The organism is Segatella copri (assembly GCF_026015625.1).
Classification (GTDB): domain Bacteria; phylum Bacteroidota; class Bacteroidia; order Bacteroidales; family Bacteroidaceae; genus Prevotella; species Prevotella copri_H.
In genome coordinates, this window is record NZ_JAPDVG010000001.1 from 2078070 (window position 1) to 2098148 (window position 20079).

Genomic DNA, 20079 nt, shown 5'->3' on the forward strand with positions numbered 1-20079 from the left:
AGGAGCTTCATACAATTCGGAGGTTGGGTGCTTAAGAATAGGAAAGAAGTATAATATTTCAAAGAGGGTGTGTCATCAGTCCATGACGCACTTTCTTTTACCTTTAATAAAGGCTGGACAGTAAGCCCCGAGCGCCTAACAGACTAGCGAGTCGTATTACACCAAGCCGCCTCATTCTGATAACTCAAGTGCTTCATTCAGCTAACAGAGCTACTTCGTTCAGCCAACGCAGCCATATTATTCAGCCAATGAAATTGACTCTTCCACCCAACGAAGTCGAATCTTTAACCCAGCGCAGTCGAATCTTCCGCCCAGCGCAGTCGTATCTTTAACCCAACGCAGTCATATCTATCGACTCAATGAAACGTATGAACTTGTTAAATGACGTACATGATTTCATCTACTTACTTAAACAGGCTGCCCATTATACCTTATCATATATACTGGCATTGATGTGAATATCGGAAAAAGCTTTGGGTAATCCAGAGATTAATCGTAACTTTGTTGGCTGTTTACTAATTTGTTATACAACAAAGCACTTCATTCAACATAATATTCACATAAAAATGATACTAAGAATAGAAATTCCACAGGAACTTATTCGGCAAGATGCAGAAATCGTCATCAAAGTAAACAACAGAAACAATGCACTGGGATATGTCATAGAGAATGGTAGCGAACATGATGCGCTGCAAATAGCCAAAGAAGATACGAATGTCTGTCCGATGCTGAGCGAATATGTCAGGGAACTCACCCAGCGATTCTACAAGAATGGCAAATACCGGTCTGCCGATATATATATGTGCACCTTGCGCAGTTTCATGAGATTCCGGAAAGAGAAAGACCTGCTGATTAGCCAACTCGACAGCCTCATCATGGAAGATTACGAGAGTTATCTGAGAAAGAACGGTCTCACGCTGAATACCATCTCTTTTTACATGAAGCGTCTCCGAGCTATCTACAACAAAGCCCTGGAGCAATATGGGCTGGAAGACCGCAAACCCTTCGCCCACTCTTTCACCAAGAACCCTCCGACTGCCAAAAGAGCACTTACAGCGGAAAACATCCATCAGATAGTCGCTGCAACAACCGTCACCGAGGAGGAAACGCTGGCGAGAGATCTATTCCTCTTCAGTTTCTATACCCGAGGCATGTCGTTCGTAGATATCGCCTTTCTTGAAAAGGGAAGCATCAAGGACGGGCAACTTATATACAAGAGAAAGAAAACGGGTAAAGAACTGAGAGTAGCATGGCGCCCCTGCATGCAAGAGATTGCAGACCGCCACCCTTCACTCGACGGCAAACATCTGCTGGGCATTGTTAACCAGAATATAGTCACCGATGTCAGGAAACAGTATCACTACCGCCAATGTAGGGTGAACAAGGCATTGCAGAAGTTTGCCCGGCGCATCGGCATGCCGATGAAAGTAACGATGTACTGCGCCCGTCACTCCTGGGCTACCATCGCCAAGGAGAAGAACATCCCCATCAGCGTGATAAGTGACAGCATGGGGCACAACTCAGAGAAAATCACGCGCATCTATCTGAAAAGTATCAATGACGATGTGATAGACAGATACAACGATATGCTTATCGAAGCTATCAGTATATGAGAGGGAGGTAGAGTTTTTCCGCCAACGATGCTGGAGAAATTACGTCACGACGTAGCAGTAGCTACGTCACGACGTAACAACAACTACGTCCCGACGCAGTGACAGCTACGTCGTGACGCAGTTTCAGGAGCATCCTGCCCAAATCGGGTAGGAGGTAAATGTTACTCATAAGAGGCATTTACCTCCTACTTTCGCATTCACCGACCTCCCACACCACCGTACTTGCGGTTCCGCATACGGCGGTTCCTACTTTGGGTGCCATTCGAGATACGAACCCATCAGCGTGACATACCCTGTCTTACGAAGACTATCATTGCTGATAGCCATTTTCAAAATAGGACTGTCTGCTACACGCCAATACCCAAGACGGCTGTTGCCCCACATATAGGCTTGGTATTTATCTATACCACACCTTACAAGGTTGGCAATCCTCGTCTTGACTCTCTTCCAAGACTTCCATATACACATGCGTATTCGTCTGCGCAGCCATTTGTCCGTTTCAAGGAGCAGTTGCTTCATATTTGCAAGATGATAGTACCCCACCCATCCTCGTATGTATTCCTCTAGCTTTTGCTTCCATTTTTCATATCCCCATCCATTGCTCCGATTCGTAAGTTCCTTTAGTTTGGCTTTCATCTTTGCTTTGGATTTGGGATGCACAGTCAGTTGGCATTTGCCTTTGGATACATAGAAGGAGTAGCCGAGGTATTTCACACCACGCACATACGAGACGACCGTCTTCTCCTTGTTCACCTTGAGGTATAGTTTACCTTCTATGAACTTGGTGATGGACTCCTTGACTCGCATTGCTGCTCGCTTGGACTTACAAAATATCATTGAGTCATCGGCATAACGAACAAAGGGGAGACCTCTGCGTTCGAGTTCCTTGTCCAACTCGTTGAGCATGATGTTGCTCAGCAGTGGACTCAACGGTCCTCCTTGGGGAGTTCCCTCCTCACTTGCCTCGAACAAGCCCTTGTTTATCACACCGCTGCGAAGATATTTGTGTATAAGGCTGACAACCCTCCCATCCTTGATGGTTCGGCTTAGGATTTCTATGAGTTTGCTATGACTCACCGTGTCGAAGAAGCGTTCCAAGTCTAAATCGACAACGTATATATAGCCATTGTCGATTATCTTCTGCGCTCCCCTAAGTGCATCGTGGCATCTTCGCCTTGGGCGGAAGCCGTAACTTCGTGACGAGAACTGTCGCTCATAGATGGGTGTCAAGGTTTGGTTGATGGCTTGTTGCACCAATCGGTCAACCACGGTGGGGATGCCCAACAGACGCTTCTTGCCATTGTCCTTCGGTATCTCTACTCGACGGACTGGGTTCGGACGGTATGAACCGTCCTGCAAGGAACGTATCAGAGAATCCTTGTTAGCCAAGAGCCAAGGGAGGAGTTCCTCACAAGACATCTTGTCGATACCGCCGCATCCCTTGTTGCGAACCACCGCTTTGTAGGCTTGGTTCAGGTTATCGGGACTAAGGATTCGCTCCAACAAGTGCTCCTTGTCGAATGGTACTTCCACGATGTTGTCTTCACACATCCACATGAAAGTCTGCGCTCCCCCATACCATTCGGATTCCGTCCTAGCTCTTTGGGGGCAGCCATTAACTTTTGCCAATGTTTTCTGCGTTCTTACTTTCATAAGGTATGTTTCAATTACTATCGTTTAATATAGGTTCTGTCCTTCATGCGCTATATCGAAAAGCACACTACTATGACATCTGCTGACTTCTCACGGCTAGCTTTACTCCTTGCCTTTCGCAACATAGCTATTCGACAAGTCCGGGAGACCTCCTCGGATAAGGGCATTGTCTTTCCATCTTATACCCACTTCATTTACACCAACCGTTCCGAATAGCTATGGGACTTTGATTTGTATAGCAATCTAATCCACGGTCATATGCCTTGTATGAAGTTTCTGTACGTTAGGTCAGATGTTTGCCGCCGGCTTCTTTCAGATTCCAACTCACGATGGACACCCTTGCCATTGGCTAGGTAATTCCCGCTATTAGGGCTTACTAGGGACTTGCACCCATTAGACAATGCTCATGCCGAGCATACTATCAAGTAAGGCTCTTTTGAAGTTCGAAAGAGCCTTTTTTGAATCTAAAGTAAGCCTCACTTCCATTTTTGGTGAAAAAAAAACGAAAAAAGGGGCTATATTGAACGCAAAAACCTTGTTTTGTTCAGTCGATGCACCAAGCGTTACAATGAATAGAAAAACAAAAAGCAAACAAGAAACACCTGAATATCAGCTAATTATGCCTATTTTGGCATACCTGGGGTGTGGCAATAGGTGGTAAGCGGCTCCGCATTTATACCTTGCCCTTTATCGTAAAAGTTCTTACCTTTGCACCATAATTTTAAAAGCAACGAAATTATGAGAGCAACAGAACGTTATGAGAGGGCATGGAATGCCTTCCAGATTCATTTGAATCATAATCCAAAAGCCAGTTTGATTCCTTTTTTAAAGGAACGGCATGTAAGCCATCGCTCGATGCATAGATGGATGTCAGAGAAAGGTTATTCTGTTAGGTTAGCCAAACAGCAGATTCGTCTGCTTCAGGCCGAAGCCCGTAAGGAATGTTCCGAGGCAATAGCCAGGGACACTGGGATGATGTTCCTTCCCATGGAAATGCCATCCGAACCCGTCTGTCCAGAGAACTATCTTTTTGGCATAACCCTAACCTTCCCAAATGGAACGATAGTCACCATCAAGAAAGGTAGCGCCAAATCTGTCATGCATCTGATGAAACTTTATGAAAAGGAGGATATGCTATGTTTGGACTAAACGAAAATACCCAGTATTACGTCTGCCAGCGATATGTCCGAATGAACATGGGCATAAATGGTCTGTACCAGATTGTGAGGACGGAGATGGAGCTGCCGCCACTCGGTGGTGCCGTCTTCATCTTCTTCTCAAAGAACCGCCAGCAGGTAAAAATGCTCAAATGGGATGGCGACGGTTTCCTGCTGTATCAGAAGCGACTGGAGCGAGGAACCTTTGAATTACCATTCTTTGATCCCCAAAGCAAACAATGCAAAATGCCTTACAAGACGCTATCTGCCATCATGAGCGGAATTTGCCTGAAAAGTATGAGATATAGAAAACGGCTTAATCTTTAGGTGTGTAAGACTGCGTTTAATAGCTTGTATATCAGCAAGATAGTAAAAATAAATATCTGAAAATCCTTGCATATCTCGATATTTTTTCGTACCTTTGCACTATGAAAAAGGACGAAATTATAGTACTTTTAAAGGAACAGCTTCAGCTTGCAAACGAGCAGCTTCAGCAAGCTAATGCTACGGTGAGTTCGTTGACTACACAGGTCAACGAACTCATTGAACGTATAAAGTCATTAGAAGAACTACTTGTCCAGAAAGGAATCGCCATTGACAAAGCGAATCGTCAGAACAAGGCACTCGGCAAGCTCGTTTCAGGCAAGAAGTCCGAACGTCAGGAAAAGAATCCACAAGCCTCGATGACCCAGGAGGAATTTGACAAGAAGAAAACAGAGCAGGCCGAAAAGAGAAAGGCACGCAAAAACAATGGTGCCAAACGTGACATGCATTACGAGATGAAAGAGGTGCATGTTACGATAGATCCAGTCATGGATGCAGAGCTTTTGAAGACGTTGCGTCTCTTCGGGACTCGTACCTGTATACGTTACAGCATGGAACCCATCAAGTTCATCAAGACCGTGTATCACATAAACACTTATACGGATGGAAGTATCATGTATCCGGGGAAGACTCCGCCGGCTCTGTTGTTGAATTCTTCCTATTCACCTTCCTTTGCAGCAGGTCTCCTGGAGATGCGATACATCTATTCCATGCCGGTAGAGCGAATTACCAAATACTTTGCCGACAATGGGTTTACGTTAAGGAAAGCCACGGCAAACAAGCTGATTGCCAGAAGTGCCGATGTGCTGGAAAACTTCTATAAGGCTATCTGCCAAGTAGTGTTGCAGCAGGATTATGTATCGGCAGACGAGACATACCATAAAGTGCTGTTAGCCAAGACAAAGCCTACAGACAAGGGGTCGAAGAAAGGCTACCTCTGGGCTGTAAGTGCGCCTGAACTGGGACTTGTCTTCTTCGTATATGAGGATGGATCACGCTCTGAGCAGGTCATACTTAACGTATTCTCTGATTATAAAGGTACCATACAGAGTGATGCATATGCTCCTTACCGGAAACTGGAGTCGGATGCTTATCCTGACATTATGAGAATCGCCTGCCTACAGCATGTCAAGAGAGATTTCATCGACTGCGGCAAGGAAGACAAGGATGCTCAGGAAGTCGTAGATATCCTCAACAGATTTTATCGAGAAGACAAAAAACATAAGGTTGGGGTAAATGGATGGACCGTTGAAGACCATCTAGCCTATCGGCAGTCATATGCACCGGACATTTTACAGGATTTATTGGAGAAACTGGAGGAAATATCTTCCAGAAAGGATTTGCTGCCCAAGTCTACCTTGGCGCAGGCGGTCGGTTATGCCCTTAATGAATATAATGCCATTTGTGACATCTTCAAAAGAGGTGATACGGCTCTCGATAACAACTATATTGAGAGAATCCAGAGGTACATATCACTATCAAGAAGAAACTCAATGTTCTTTGGTTCGCACGAAGGAGCAAGCCGGGCGGCTATCCTATATTCCATCGCCATCTCATGCAGGCTGAATGGCATTAATCTATTTGAATACATATGCAACGTAATAGAAAAGACTGCAGAATGGCAACCCAATACCCCATTGGAAAAATATAGAAACTTACTTCCTGACCGATGGAAAAAGCAGTAACAGCATTAGTTTAATCAGCTGTTACTGCTTTTTTGAATTATGCAAGGTATAAACGCGGAGACGCTTACAATAGGTGACAATAAGGTGACAATAGAAATAGGGTCTATTGCCACCATTAAACCATTGTATACCAGCAAGTTAATATGCGTGTGGCAAATGTGGCAATAAAATTGATAAAAAAACTTGGCTCTTATACAAATATTTAGGGTTGCGATTCCATATCATATCTCCTGGCTGGAGATATCACAAAAACAATAAGAACTGAGTGGCGATAAAAAGCCACACGATATATAAGAACGATAAAATAACTTTTCTAAGAGGACCTTTGAAAGAGAACGAAGAACTTTTCTAAGAGTGCAGACTCTTTTCATCAAACGGGACTCTTGATTCGATATAGAGAATTAATTAATAACTTCCTGCCGAAAGGCTAGGAAAATCGTATAACTTTATAAATTATTACCGTATGAAAAGAAAGTATTTTAGCGCGCTGCTTATGGGTGCATTGACAATTGCCTCGGTAAGCACATTTACTTCTTGTAAGGACTACGATGATGACATCAACATGAATACGTCGCAAATCAAGGACTTGCAGGAACAATTAAAGACTTTGCAGACTGCGTTGGATCAAGCCAAGAATGATGCAACAACAGCACATGCAAACTTCGCTACTAAAGCGGATCTCAATTCTCTTCAGACCGAGGTAGCAAATTTGGTAACTGCAGAGAAGTTACAGAAAGCCATCGATGACTTGAACGCCATTATCGCAGGTAAGGCAGACAAGGCTGACCTCGAAAAGCTTGCTGCAAGAATCGATGCTATTGATTCTTCTCTCAACACAATCGGCACTACCTTGAAAACTTTGGATGGTGCTGTGACTGCTGCTCAAACAAACTTGGATACGCAGAAGGAGACTCTTGACAAGTTGACCGAGAAGATTGGTTCACTCGAAACCCAGTTGGGCAAGAAAGTTGACTTGGAGGCTTACAACGCTAAGATTGCTGAGTTGCAAAAGGGAATCGACGAAGCTAAGGCTGCTGCAGGTGACGTTACAGAAATCAAAAAGCTGAAAGATACAATGGAAGCTATCAGCAAGAAGGTTGACAAAGTTGCAGCAGATGCAAACGTCATCACTGTCATGGTAGCAAAGCAGCTTAAGTCTTTGGTTCTCAAACCAGACTTCTATTGGGAAGGTCTTGAGGGTATCGAGGCTCCTTGGGCAGAACCTGCAACATACACCTTCGGTGATAAGACCGAGTTTAATTACAAAGTATCTACAGCTGTAGGATTCAAGACTATCAAGGCTACTGTAAACGATAAAGTTCCAGCTAGACCTGGCGAGAAAGTTTACTTGCAGAACGGTGCTATTGCTAAGTATCACATGAATCCTTCAACAGCAAGCTTGGAAGGTGCACAATTCAGCTTCTTCACAAACCTTGCTGAGGTATATACACGTTCTGGTGATGAGACCATCGCTACTCCAAAAGAGGCTAAATATGTTGCCAATGGCAAGAACACTGTTGTTGATGGTATTTTGAGCGTTCCATTCACTATCAATACCAAGAAAGTTAATGATTTGTTCGCAGAATGGGCAAAGGGCAAGGATTCTAATGGCAATCAAATCATAGACCCTGTAATTCCTAACAATGGTTGGGAAGATGCTGAAGACAACCAGGCATACGGCTCTAAGTTGCCATTCATTGCTCTTCAGGCTCAGATGAAGGATACAACTATCACATCTGACTATGCTGTTGTAACTCCTGCTAAGTACATCCTCAAGGCTCTCGCAGATAACACTCCTGAGACAGTTCTTGACCAGAACACATTCATCAACGGTGCCCCACATGCAGGTGTTATTGGTGACAACCACCTTTATACAACTTTGTATGGTACTAATTTAGAGGAATATGGTAAGACACCGGCAGATGCCCTGACGCATGGTGTTATCACAATGCCAGCTACTCACTCTGTAGTATATAATGAGACCATCGACTTGAAGCCATTCGTAGAGACTCACTTCGACTACGAGACATTCGCTAAGTATGGCAAGTCATATAAGGATCAGACTATGACCGATGCTGAGCTTGAGGCTCTCGGCTTGCACTATGAGTTCATCCCTATCGACTATTACCTCGGTGAGGAGACAACTAGTGAGACCGCTCACTTCGAGCAGATTGGTGACAAGACTTCTGGTGTATTCGCTCCTCGTTCTGTTGATGCAGACGGTAAGACCATCAAGGGCCAGACTGCAACTAAGGAAGCTGTAGAGCGTGAGCCATTGGTTCGTGTAAACTTGGTTGATGGCGAAGGCAACATCGTACTTTATGGTTACATCAAGGTTCGTATCGTTGAGAAGCCAGTTGTTGACATGAAGGTTGAGGTTAACCTCGGCGACTTGTACTTCAACTGTGGTGATGAGGGCAAGATGACTTGGTCACAGGTTGAGAACCTCATACTCTCTAAGTTGGGTACAGACGGTATGACCAAGCAAACTTTCGAGAACGAATACTATCTTGAGACTGAGGGTGGTCACACGGTAATGCCTACAGTTGCAAATGGTGGTACATTGTACAATGCTGCACAGAAGTGGTATGCAGTACGTTACTCTGACGCAGACAAGACCAAGAAGGTTAACGACGCTGACTCTTACGGTCGTGTATGGTACACACCTCATGACAACGCTACTGGCGGTCAGGGTTGGGATAACCAGACCAACGTATTGGTTTGGAACTTCACAACAGATGCTAATGCAGGTAAGATGAATGCAGCTTCTTACAAGAAGTTGATGGAGGAAACTGGCGTTTCTTACGCTTCTAAGGGTGAGAATACCAAGGCTCTCTATACATGGGTACGCTTCGTCCACAAGTTGAACGGTACTTCTATCTGGGTTAAGTTGAACTTCGCTCCTACGAAGCTCCACTTCGAGTATGGTAAGATTGCCAACAAGGACTTGCACCACTGGTTCCAGTTGAACTCTACATACGTTCCTGGTGGTGAGAACGACCTCGATGTTCACGCTAACGTTCCTACTCCTGCAGAGTATGGTCAAATAGCTCTCACAGCAGACAAGTTTGACAAGGACTTGTTGGAGTACTGGAGAAACAAGAAGGTACTTGTAACTCTTGAGGGTAACAAGGATAAGTTCTCTAAATTCTATAATGCAGACGGCACCGCAAAGACAGAGTTGAACTTCGGCTTCGTATTGCCTAAGAAGGGTGTAAACTCTACTGTAGATGCTGTAAATGGCACATGGGATGTTAAGGGTGCTTCTGGTTCTGTTTGGACTTTGAAACTTTCTGACAGCAACCACAAGATTATTGCAATTGAGCAGGATGGTGTTGCATTGGCTCACCCTGAGACAGTCGCTGAACTTCGTCAGAATACTTACGACAGCAAGTACTCTATCCTCCACTACTACGGTGATGAGGGTATCAATGACAACGCTGCTACCGACCTCCTCAACAACATGGGTCGTCGTGACGCAAAGGGCAATGACATCAAGAACGATTACTTGACAAACAACATTGATAAGACATTCACTGCTTATCTTGAGGTAACTCTCTCTGATGACCCTTGCTACCAGCCATTGGTTGAGAACAACTTGTTCAACGTTCGCTTCCTCCGTCCAATCAACGTAGCTCCTAAGAATGTAACTTGGACCGATGCTTTGAATGCGGAGGAGTCAGTTAAGTTGACAGACTTGGTTAGCATCAAGGATTGGCGTGACTACAGCGTATTGGTAAATGGCAATTACGCTGATAACACCAACGCACAGGTTCCTTATGAGTTCTACAACATCACAGACTTGGCAGTAATTCGTGAGGAAATCCGTTCAGACGCTATGGAAGCGATCTCTGTACGTTCTGCAGCTGCTCTCACCGACGCTAAGGAAATCGCTCAGTTGCCTATCGTTGACGAAGTTCCTTCTTTGACAAGCTACAGAATGGAGCATGGTATCACTACAGCAACTTACTTGAAGGTTTACAATGGTAATAACCAGGAGATCTTCAACAGCGAGCAGCATGGTACATCACCAAACGGTATCTGGACTAAGGGTGCTGGTGATTACGTGAACTATGGTAAGATCAACTATGTAAACAATGGTGGTGGTGCACAAATCTTCCACATCTACGTACCAATCGCAGTGAAGTACGCTTGGGGTAATGTGAAGTACAGCGACACAAACTTGCGGACCTCTGGTGTTAAGACAAACCTTGACTACACTCAGAAGGTATGGGCTGTCATCACAGTCAACAAGACTGTAAACTCTGGCGCAAAGCGTCACTAAAATTTACAGATCATCTTTGAAATAAGGAGGGGGTGTCAACTCATTGACACCCCTTTTATTCTTAATAAACATTTATTATTATGAAAAAGATCGTATTATTCATTTTCGGATTGGCTGCCTTGATGTTCGCATCATGCGGTCAAAAAGAAAAGAACGTAAAACAGCTGGAGCAGCAATATCTCGTTCAACCTGTTGATTCTTTTTCGGGCAAGGACACATCCGAAGTTATGTACTTGGTAAATAGCTTCATTGACAAGCTCAACCAAAAAGACATCAAATCAGCTGTCTCCATGCTTTCTTATCTAGATGGCAACGATATTGTACCATTGCCTGCTGAACTCGTCAAGCGTCAATGCAATGCCTTGGCCAATGCACAGGGAGTGAAATACACCGTTGACCGTTTGGTGTTCAACGAGGAGAAAGACAATATCGTAAAAGTTAATATCTTGTTGTTTGAAAAGAAGCCAGGCGATACAAGACCTAACAGCATTTCTCTGTATCTCAAACCTATCCGCAAAGACAACAGATGGTATTTGACAACTGTTGACAATATCACTGACTCAAACAACATGGGTGGTACCAAAATTCAAAACTAATTTTAGAGAATTATGAAATCATATAAATATTTATTGGCAACAGCCGTTCTCGCTTCTTTAGGAATGAATTCCATGGCACAGGCTACCTATACAGACAAGGATGGAAACGAGTATCAGTTTAAGAAGCATTTCTACCTCGATATTCAGGGAGGTGGACAGTATACACTGGGCGAGGCTAAGTTCAAGGACTTACTCTCTCCTAATATTCAGGGAGCTATTGGCTATCAATTCTCTCCAGTTTTCGGACTCCGTGCTCAGATGAACGGACTCTGGAGCAAGGGCGGCTGGGCTGGTTTCCGCTCCAAAGTGGGAGAAAAGCCTTACAACGCCAAATATAAGTTTAAATATATAGCTCCTGGTGTAGATTTCATGTTCAACCTCTCCAACCTTTTCTGTGGCTGGAACCCGAGCCGTGTGTTTAATATAAGTGCTTTCGCTGGCGGTGGTATCAACTGGGCTGGCGGCAACCAAGAGATAAACGACATCGCTGCCACACTTGAGAACCTCAACGACTACAACCTGGAATATCTCTGGCAGGGAAAGAAGGTTCGCCCATACGGCAGAGCCGGTATCGATCTGGAATTCAAGGTAAGCAAGGCTGTGAGCATCATGCTCGAAGGCAATGCCAACATGATTTCAGACAAGTACAACTCTAAGAAGGCAGATAACCCTGACTGGTACTTCAATGCACTGGCAGGTGTACGCATCAACCTGGGCAAGAGCTATACCAAGAAGGCTAAGCCGGTAGAGGAACCTGCTCCGGCACCAGCTCCTAAGCAGGAATATGTAGCTCCTAAGCCAGAGCCTAAGCCAGCTCCTGTAGAGAAGAAGGTAGAGGAGATTCGCCGTGATATCTTCTTCACCATCAATTCTTACAAGATTGCTCCTGCTGAGGATGCTAAGATCCGTGAGGTGGTTGACTACCTTGGAAAGAACCCAGAGGCAAAGGTTGTAGTAACCGGCTATGCTGACAAGGGTACTGGTAACGAGCGCATCAACGACCGCATCGCTGCTAAGCGTGCTGCTGCCGTTGTCTGGATGTTGGAGAAGCGCTATGGCATTTCTGCTGAGCGCATCACAGAGGAATCAAAGGGTGCTCGTGTTCAGCCATTTGCTGAGAATAACATGAACCGTGTTTCTATCATGATTGCTAAATAAAGTATGAACAAGCCTATGTATATGAAAATGTTTGGTAAATATATTTCTGCCATTCTCTTGCTAGCTATCCTTGCGCTTGCCACATGTTGCAGTCAACCTTCCAAACAAGGGGCTGCCAATGATGCAACAAGTGCTAAAAATTCAATAGCCTTTCTTGAGAAAGAACATGATTTTGGAGAATATCGAGAAAAGGAAACGAAAAGATACGCTTTCAAGTACAAGAATGCAGGCAAGTCTCCACTTGTCATATACAAGGCTGAGAGCGATTGTGGTTGCACACAAGTCAAATTCAATCCACAGCCTTTGATGCCAGGCGAGTATGATTCTATCATTGTAGTATATGATGGAAATGGCTTTTTGAACGGTTCTTTTAGAAAGTTCATCAACATATACTCAAATGCTTCAGAAAAGCCAATGGAGTTGAGCATCAAGGGCTGTTATTTTGATAAGAGTGAAGAATGATTCTTCGCATGATGTTTGATTATGTAATAACAATCAAATTATAAACTTTTATAGAAAACTGCGTGTGGGCATGAACCATACTTACGGGTATCGAGATACCAGTTCATATCCTTCATAGGGATGTTGCGAGCCTCAATCTCACCCATCAGCTTGTCATAACTCTCCTCACGGACAGAACCACCGATAATCTCACTAATCTGTGGGAACAGTAGGTTGACTTCCTGAACAAGAACACAGAGGCAAAGGTTGTAGTAACCGGCTATGCTGACAAGGGTACAGGCAATGACGTCATCAACGACCGCATTGCTGGCAAGCGAGCAGCAGCTGTGGTTTGGATGCTGACAAAGAAATATAATATACCTTCTGAGCGCATTACAGAAGAATCTAAGGGTGCACGTGTGCAGCCTTTTGCTGAAAACGCAGAGAACCGTGTAACGATCATGATCGCTAAGTAGTACGGTAAGTTTATAATGCGACAACCAATTACTAAATTGGTGGCGGGGCTTCCTCAGGGATGCCCCGTTTTTTCTTTCAGATATCCCTTTCTTCTCCCGCTAATTTTGTTATTTTTTCACCATTTCTTGCAGTTTCTCAATATTTTGTTGTACCTTTGCAACGTATTAAAAAATAAGCGCTTATGGCTATAAAACAATATCCTTTGGGAATACAGACCTTTGAGCGTATCCGTAAGGAGGACAAGCTCTATATAGATAAGACGGAATATATCTACCGCATGACCCATTCTGATGGTACATATTTCTTCGTGGGGAGACCACGCCGTTTTGGAAAGTCGCTCCTTGTTTCGACCATGCAAAGTTATTTTGAAGGTAAGAAAGACTTGTTTAAAGGACTTGCCATGGAACAGCTTGAAAAAGAATGGATAGAATATCCTGTAATCCATCTGGATATGAGTGGAGGAAAGTATATGTCTGAAGATCAGCTACAACGATATCTGATAGATTTGGTGGAAGAACAGGAACGGAAATTTAGCTTTCATAATGAGAAGATAGATATAAATCTTCGCTTGAAAGACCTCATTATGTCTTTATATCAGACTACAGGCAAGAAGGTGGTAGTGCTGATTGACGAGTATGATGCCCCTTTGCTGGACGTGGCTCACGAAAAAGAGGAGTTGGTTAAGCTTCGCAACATCATGCGTAATTTCTTCAGCCCGCTGAAGGCGCGTGAAGCCTATCTTCGTTTTGTCTTTTTTACGGGTATTACTAAGTTTTCGCAAGTGAGTATATTCAGTGAATTGAATAACGTCACCAATGTATCCATGTATGATGAATATGCTGGTATGTTGGGGATTACTAAGGAAGAACTTTGCGGGCAATTGTCAGAAGATATAGAAGTGCTGGCTACAAAAATGCATCTTACCAAGGAGCAGACCTTAGATAAGTTGACTGAGAATTATGATGGATATCATTTTTCAGCTTATTCTCCTGATGTCTTCAACCCTTACAGCCTGTTCAATTGCTTCGCTCAGGGTAAGTTGGGTTCTTATTGGTTTGCCTCAGGTACGCCAACCTATCTTATCAATATGATGCGTAAATATCATGTGCTTCCTACAGGCATTACGCGTGTTGAGGCTGACGAGAGTGAATTTGATGCACCTACAGAGGATATGACTACAATGATGCCGCTGCTTTACCAGAGTGGTTATTTGACCATCAAGGATTATAACAGAGATTACAACTATTATACGCTTGATATTCCTAACAAGGAGGTGAAGATAGGGTTGACCAAGGCTTTGATTCCGTCTTATGTTACTGGTAATACGCTTGCTACTACCAATACGGCTCGTCGCATAGCACAGGCTTTGGATAAGCAAGACATGGATGGAGCTTTGCATCTGCTACAGGATTTTCTGGGTACTGTGCCTTATTGCAATGTCACCAATCATGAGGGGCATTATCAGCAGATGCTTTTCATCATCTTCTCGCTCCTCACCGATTATCTGGTAGATGTAGAGGTGCATACTCCAAAGGGAAGGGTAGATGTCGTTTTGTTGACTGGAACAGATTTATACATCATAGAACTGAAACTTGATAAGAGTGCTCAGGCTGCAATGCAGCAAATCAATCTCAAAAACTATCGCCAGCGTTTCGCTCTCTGCAACAAACCTATAACGAAAGTTGGTATCAACTTCGACTCTTCAAAGGGAAACATAGAGGATTGGGTGATAGAGTAAATGAAAAAAGATAGAAGAAGATAGATGAAATAGATTAAAGAAAATCATAAGTAGCTGCGTTGACCATCGCAAGTACTTGCGAAGAGCAATGAAGCCTGTTTCGAAGGACATCGAAACAGGCTTCATTTATTTATTCTAGAATTCTGCGTTCTTTGGTGTACGTGGGAATGGAATCACGTCGCGGATATTCTGCATACCGGTTACGAAGAGAATCAGACGCTCGAAACCGAGACCGAAACCTGCGTGTGGGCATGAACCATACTTACGGGTATCGAGATACCAGTTCATATCCTTCATAGGGATGTTGCGAGCCTCAATCTCACCCATCAGCTTGTCATAGCTCTCCTCACGGACAGAACCACCGATAATCTCACCAATCTGTGGGAACAGTACGTCGGTACCCTGAACGGTCTGACCGCTCTTGCCACCGAAACCACTCTCCTCCTCGTCTATCTTCATATAGAATGCCTTGATAGCCTTAGGATAGTTGGTCATGATAACCGGGCGCTTGAAGTGCTCCTCTACGAGGAAACGCTCATGCTCTGAAGCCAGGTCATCACCCCACTCGCATGGGAACTCAAACTTCTTACCGTTGGCAATAGCCTCCTGAAGGATGCGGATACCCTCGGTATATGGAAGATGAACGAAGTCGGAATTCAATACGCCTTCCAGACGGGCAATCAGACCCTTGTCAATCATCTTGTTCAAGAAAGCAAGATCGTCCTTGCAATGCTCCAGTGCCCAACGGATACAATACTTGATGAAGTCTTCCTCCAACTCCATCAAACCGTCCATATCCAGGAAAGCAACCTCTGGCTCTACCATCCAGAACTCAGCCAGGTGGCGAGGAGTATTACTGTTCTCTGCACGGAAGGTTGGACCGAAGGTATAGATGGCGCCGAGTGCTGTAGCACCGAGCTCACCCTCCAACTGACCGGAAACGGTCAATGAAGTCTGCTTGCCGAAGAAATCATCAGAATAGTCGATTTTGCCATCCTCGGTCTTCTTCAGGTTGTAGAGATTCTTGGTAGTTACCTGGAACATCTGACCTGCCCCCTCGCAGTCGCTGGCTGTGATGAGCGGAGTATTGAAATAGAAATATCCATGCTCATGGAAGTAGGTGTGGATAGCCATTGCCATGTTATGGCGGATACGCATTACGGCACCAAAGGTATTGGTACGGAGACGGAGGTGAGCATACTGACGCATGTATTCGAAGCTCTGTCCCTTCTTCTGCATAGGATAGTCGCTGCCGCAGAGACCGTAAATTTCGATGCTCTCGCACTGGATCTCAACACTCTGTCCGGCACCCTGGCTTTCTACCAGCGTACCTACGGCGCTGATACAAGCACCAGTAGTAATCTGACGGAGCTGATTTTCATCGACCTTTGATGGGTCGACTACTATCTGAATATTATTAATAGTAGAACCATCGTTAAGAGCGATAAAATCGACTGCTTTGCTACTACGATGGGTACGAACCCATCCCTTGACATTCACGATTGAGCCGTAGGCTGTACTCTTGAGCAAGTCTACAACTTTAGTTCTTTTTACTTTTTCCATTGTTTATTACTCTGTTTTATTCAAAAGCACCCATGCGGAGCATGTCTACCTCCTTCTCAGTAAGGAAGCGCCAGTCACCGCGACGGAGATTTTTCTTAGTCAAACCTGCGAACTGTACACGGTCGAGTTTGGTAACACGATAGCCGAGGCTCTCGAAGATACGGCGCACGATACGGTTCTTGCCACTATGAATCTCGATGCCAACCTGTGCCTTGTCGCGATCATCAGCATACTCTACAGCATCTGCCTTGATTTCACCATCTTCCAAGGTGATACCCTCACGGATCTGATCCATATCGTGAGCTGTCAGGTTCTTGTCGAGGTGAACGTGATAAACCTTCTTCTTCAGGAACTTAGGGTGAGTAAGCTTAGAAGCCAGGTCACCATCGTTGGTCAAGAGAAGTACACCTGTTGTATTACGGTCGAGACGGCCTACAGGATAGATACGCTCAGGACAAACATCCTTTACGAGGTCCATCACAGTCTTGCGCTGCTGAGGATCATCGCTGGTTGTAACATAATCCTTTGGCTTGTTGAGCAATACGTATACCTTCTTCTCCAAAGTTACAGGAGCGTCGTGGAACTTCACCTCATCGGTACGAAGGATCTTGGTACCCAACTCGGTAACTACCTCACCATTGACAGTTACCAGACCTGCCTGGATGAACTCATCAGCCTCACGGCGAGAGCAAACACCAGCATTGGCGAGGAACTTGTTCAAGCGCAATGGCTCTGTTGGGTCGATGTTCTCCTCCTTATATTCGATACGCTTCTTCATGCTATACTTAGCATTTGGATCGTAACCAGGAGTGTGCTGACGGAAACCGCCACCACGGTTGTTGCCATAGCCACCACCCTGTGGACGGCCATAACCGCCACGGTTGTTGCCATAACCACCCTGCTGAGGACGACCATAGCCACCACCACGGTTGTTGCCATAGCCGCCACCCTGTGGACGACCATAACCACCACGGTTGTTGCCATAACCACCCTGCTGAGAACGAGACTGGTAGCCGCCCTGCTGGCGTGGCTGGTAGCCACCCTGCTGACGAGGCTGATAACCACCCTGCTCATCATTATTGTTGTAACGAGGACGATAGCCACCCTGCTGAGGACGAGACTGATAGCCTCCCTGCTGACGTGGCTGGTAGCCACCACGGTTGCTGTTACCATAACCACCACGGCTCTGATAGCTGCTGCGCTGTGGACGCTCGCTGCCGCCTGTACTCTGCAAGCCAGCACCAAAACCTTCAGGACGGAAACCGCCTTCGCTGTTACTGCTACTTCTGTCGCTGCTGTATGCGCGATGTGAATTGATACGAGGACGCTGTGTGCGACCTACTGGTCGATAACTCTTCTGATAACCACCTGCTGGGTTGTAGCCCTCACGGGTTCTCTCATTCTCAGAAGACTGATCTTGAGGTTTGTTTTCAAATTCTGAATCCATTTTCTTAAAATACTTAATAGCCTCACGGCTGGGTTAATAAATCTAATTTTTACTTTTATATATATGTACTAAAACTACAAAATTCCTTTGTGTATATTAGATACCTGTATAATTGCTTGGTGTGATTGCCATCAGTTCTGCCTTAACACTATCACTCACATTCAATCCCTGGATAAACTCATGAATAGTTTCCTCAGTCATGTGCTGGTTGGTACGTGTCAACGCCTTCAATGCCTCGTAAGGATGTGGATATGCCTCACGGCGAAGGATAGTCTGGATAGCCTCAGCTACAACTGCCCATGTATTATTCAAATCTTCCTGCAGTTTCTCCTCGTGAAGAATCAGTTTACGCAAGCCCTTCAATGTACTCTGGATAGCAATGACGCTATGACCGAGAGGCACACCGATGTTACGGAGTACGGTACTGTCAGTAAGGTCGCGCTGCAAGCGGCTAACCGGAAGTTTCTGTGCCAGGAACTGAAGAATGGCATTGGCTATGCCCAGGTTACCTTCACTGTTCTCATAATCGATAGGATTCACCTTGTGAGGCATCGCACTTGAGCCTACCTCACCTGCCTTGATCTTCTGCTTGAAGTAATCCATAGAGATATACATCCAGAAGTCACGGTCTAAGTCGATGATAATGGTGTTGATACGGCGGATGGCGTCAAAGATAGCGCCAAGGTAGTCATAGTTACTGATCTGTGTGGTATACTGCTCGCGTTCCAAACCGAGTTTTTCGCTGACAAACTTGTTACCGAATGCTTTCCAGTCATACTGTGGATAAGCTACATGGTGAGCATTGTAGTTACCGGTAGCACCACCGAACTTAGCTGTAATCTTGCAAGCCTTGAGAGAATTGAGCTGCTCGGTAAGACGGTAAACATAAACCATGATTTCCTTGCCCAGGCGGGTAGGTGAAGCAGGCTGTCCGTGAGTCTTAGCCAGCATAGGCACATCCTTCCACTCATCAGCATAAGTCTGAAGTTGGGCTATCAGCTCTTCTACCTGTGGATTGAAGCACTCTTCCAAAGCCTCCTTTACAGAGAGAGGCACACTTGTGTTGTTGATATCCTGAGATGTCAAACCAAAATGGATAAACTCCTTGTAAGCATCCAGGCCACCGATTTTATCAAATTCTTCCTTGATAAAATACTCTACAGCTTTTACATCGTGATTGGTAATCTTCTCGATGTCTTTTACGCGCTGTGCTTCATTTTCGTCAAAATTACGATAAATGTCACGCAGACGTTCGAACAGCGACTTGTCGAAAGAAGCAAGCTGTGGCAAAGGTAACTCGCATAGAGTGATGAAGTATTCAATCTCTACGCGTACACGATAACGAATGAGAGCATACTCTGAAAAGTAGTTAGCGAGTTGCTCTGTTTTTCCCCTATAACGACCATCAATTGGTGATATGGCAGTCAATAAATCTAAATTCATAACAATACGTATTATATATAGGGTGCAAAATTAATGAATTATCGTGAGAAAACAGAGAAAATAGTGATAAAATAATTTAAAAGCATAAAAAAAGGTCTCTCAACATTTGTTGAAAGACCTTCACCATTGTGGGCGTTGACGGATTCGAACCGCCGACCCTCTGCTTGTAAGGCAGATGCTCTAAACCAGCTGAGCTAAACGCCCTTAAAAAAAGTCCCTGCAACCACAAAAGTGAATCACAGGGAACACCCCCGTGGGCGCTGACGGATTCGAACCGCCGGCCCTCTGCTTGTAAGGCAGATGCTCTAAACCAGCTGAGCTAAGCGCCCTTACTTTTCGTAAGCGGTTGCAAAGGTACGACTATTTTTTGGTTCCACCAAATTTTTCAGCAACTTTTTTCGTTTTTTCTTCAAAAAAGTGCATTTTCTGGTGTTTTTCCTCAATTTTCAGGGTAAAAACGGTCAGTTTTTGCATTTCAATTGCCAAAAACAGCCAACCA

The 20079-nt window shown here is 44.8% G+C and carries 13 protein-coding genes, 2 tRNA genes and 1 pseudogene; 9 read left to right on the plus strand and 7 right to left on the minus strand.

Annotated elements, in window-relative coordinates:
• Positions 1 to 566: 566 nt before the first annotated feature.
• The gene (locus ONT19_RS08975) at positions 567 to 1613 is read left to right on the plus strand and encodes a tyrosine-type recombinase/integrase (protein ID WP_117728580.1); all 1047 of its coding nucleotides are present in this window, start codon (positions 567 to 569) and stop codon (positions 1611 to 1613) included.
• A 246-nt stretch (positions 1614 to 1859) separates the two neighbouring features.
• Here the strand turns inward: ONT19_RS08975 and ltrA are convergent, their stop codons facing one another.
• A complete protein-coding gene (gene ltrA / locus ONT19_RS08980; RefSeq protein WP_264952662.1) occupies positions 1860 to 3266 on the minus strand; it encodes a group II intron reverse transcriptase/maturase in 1407 nt (468 codons plus the stop codon).
• 738 nt (positions 3267 to 4004) lie between these two features.
• Here ltrA and ONT19_RS08985 point away from each other — a divergent pair.
• From ONT19_RS08985 to ONT19_RS09015, 7 genes are all read left to right on the plus strand, one after another.
• Positions 4005 to 4415, plus strand: coding sequence for a hypothetical protein (locus tag ONT19_RS08985; protein ID WP_185914600.1), 411 nt, complete (start codon positions 4005 to 4007; stop codon positions 4413 to 4415).
• Positions 4403 to 4750 carry an IS66 family insertion sequence element accessory protein TnpB gene (gene tnpB / locus ONT19_RS08990; protein ID WP_117588063.1) on the plus strand — a complete coding sequence of 116 codons (348 nt, stop codon included), beginning with the start codon at positions 4403 to 4405 and terminating at the stop codon, positions 4748 to 4750. The genes ONT19_RS08985 and tnpB overlap by 13 nt, the downstream gene beginning before the upstream one ends.
• 101 nt (positions 4751 to 4851) lie before the next feature.
• On the plus strand, positions 4852 to 6432 hold the full coding sequence (gene tnpC / locus ONT19_RS08995) for an IS66 family transposase (RefSeq protein ID WP_264952663.1): 1581 nt from the start codon (positions 4852 to 4854) through the stop codon (positions 6430 to 6432).
• Between the two features lie 463 nt (positions 6433 to 6895).
• Positions 6896 to 10717: a hypothetical protein gene (locus ONT19_RS09000; protein ID WP_264952660.1), complete on the plus strand. Its 3822-nt coding sequence runs from the start codon at positions 6896 to 6898 to the stop codon at positions 10715 to 10717.
• Positions 10718 to 10797: 80 nt separating this feature from the next.
• On the plus strand, positions 10798 to 11313 hold the full coding sequence (locus ONT19_RS09005; protein ID WP_117728576.1) for a hypothetical protein: 516 nt from the start codon (positions 10798 to 10800) through the stop codon (positions 11311 to 11313).
• 12 nt (positions 11314 to 11325) lie between these two features.
• Positions 11326 to 12471: an OmpA family protein gene (locus ONT19_RS09010; RefSeq protein WP_264952658.1), complete on the plus strand. Its 1146-nt coding sequence runs from the start codon at positions 11326 to 11328 to the stop codon at positions 12469 to 12471.
• 3 nt (positions 12472 to 12474) lie between these two features.
• Positions 12475 to 12933, plus strand: a complete 459-nt coding sequence (locus tag ONT19_RS09015; RefSeq protein WP_118082070.1) for a DUF1573 domain-containing protein — start codon at positions 12475 to 12477, stop codon at positions 12931 to 12933.
• A gap of 53 nt (positions 12934 to 12986) precedes the next feature.
• On the opposite strand, the pseudogene ONT19_RS16395 reads toward ONT19_RS09015, so the two are convergent.
• Positions 12987 to 13160 (minus strand): annotated as a pseudogene (locus ONT19_RS16395) (amino acid--tRNA ligase-related protein); the annotation flags it as partial.
• A gap of 410 nt (positions 13161 to 13570) precedes the next feature.
• Between ONT19_RS16395 and ONT19_RS09030 the strand changes: the two are divergent.
• Complete coding sequence (locus ONT19_RS09030) at positions 13571 to 15127, plus strand: ATP-binding protein (protein WP_117728571.1); 1557 nt, start codon at positions 13571 to 13573, stop codon at positions 15125 to 15127.
• 135 nt (positions 15128 to 15262) lie between these two features.
• Here the strand turns inward: ONT19_RS09030 and asnS are convergent, their stop codons facing one another.
• The 5 genes from asnS to ONT19_RS09055 form a co-directional block, all read right to left on the minus strand.
• Positions 15263 to 16690, minus strand: coding sequence for an asparagine--tRNA ligase (gene asnS, locus ONT19_RS09035; protein ID WP_117587394.1), 1428 nt, complete (start codon positions 16688 to 16690; stop codon positions 15263 to 15265).
• A gap of 16 nt (positions 16691 to 16706) precedes the next feature.
• The gene (locus ONT19_RS09040; protein ID WP_264952657.1) at positions 16707 to 18137 is read right to left on the minus strand and encodes a pseudouridine synthase; all 1431 of its coding nucleotides are present in this window, start codon (positions 18135 to 18137) and stop codon (positions 16707 to 16709) included.
• 96 nt (positions 18138 to 18233) lie between these two features.
• Complete coding sequence (purB, locus tag ONT19_RS09045) at positions 18234 to 19580, minus strand: adenylosuccinate lyase (RefSeq protein ID WP_117587393.1); 1347 nt, start codon at positions 19578 to 19580, stop codon at positions 18234 to 18236.
• 129 nt (positions 19581 to 19709) lie between these two features.
• Positions 19710 to 19784 (minus strand) — tRNA-Val (locus ONT19_RS09050).
• A 50-nt stretch (positions 19785 to 19834) separates the two neighbouring features.
• Positions 19835 to 19909: transfer RNA gene (locus tag ONT19_RS09055), tRNA-Val, on the minus strand.
• Positions 19910 to 20079: the final 170 nt, after the last annotated feature.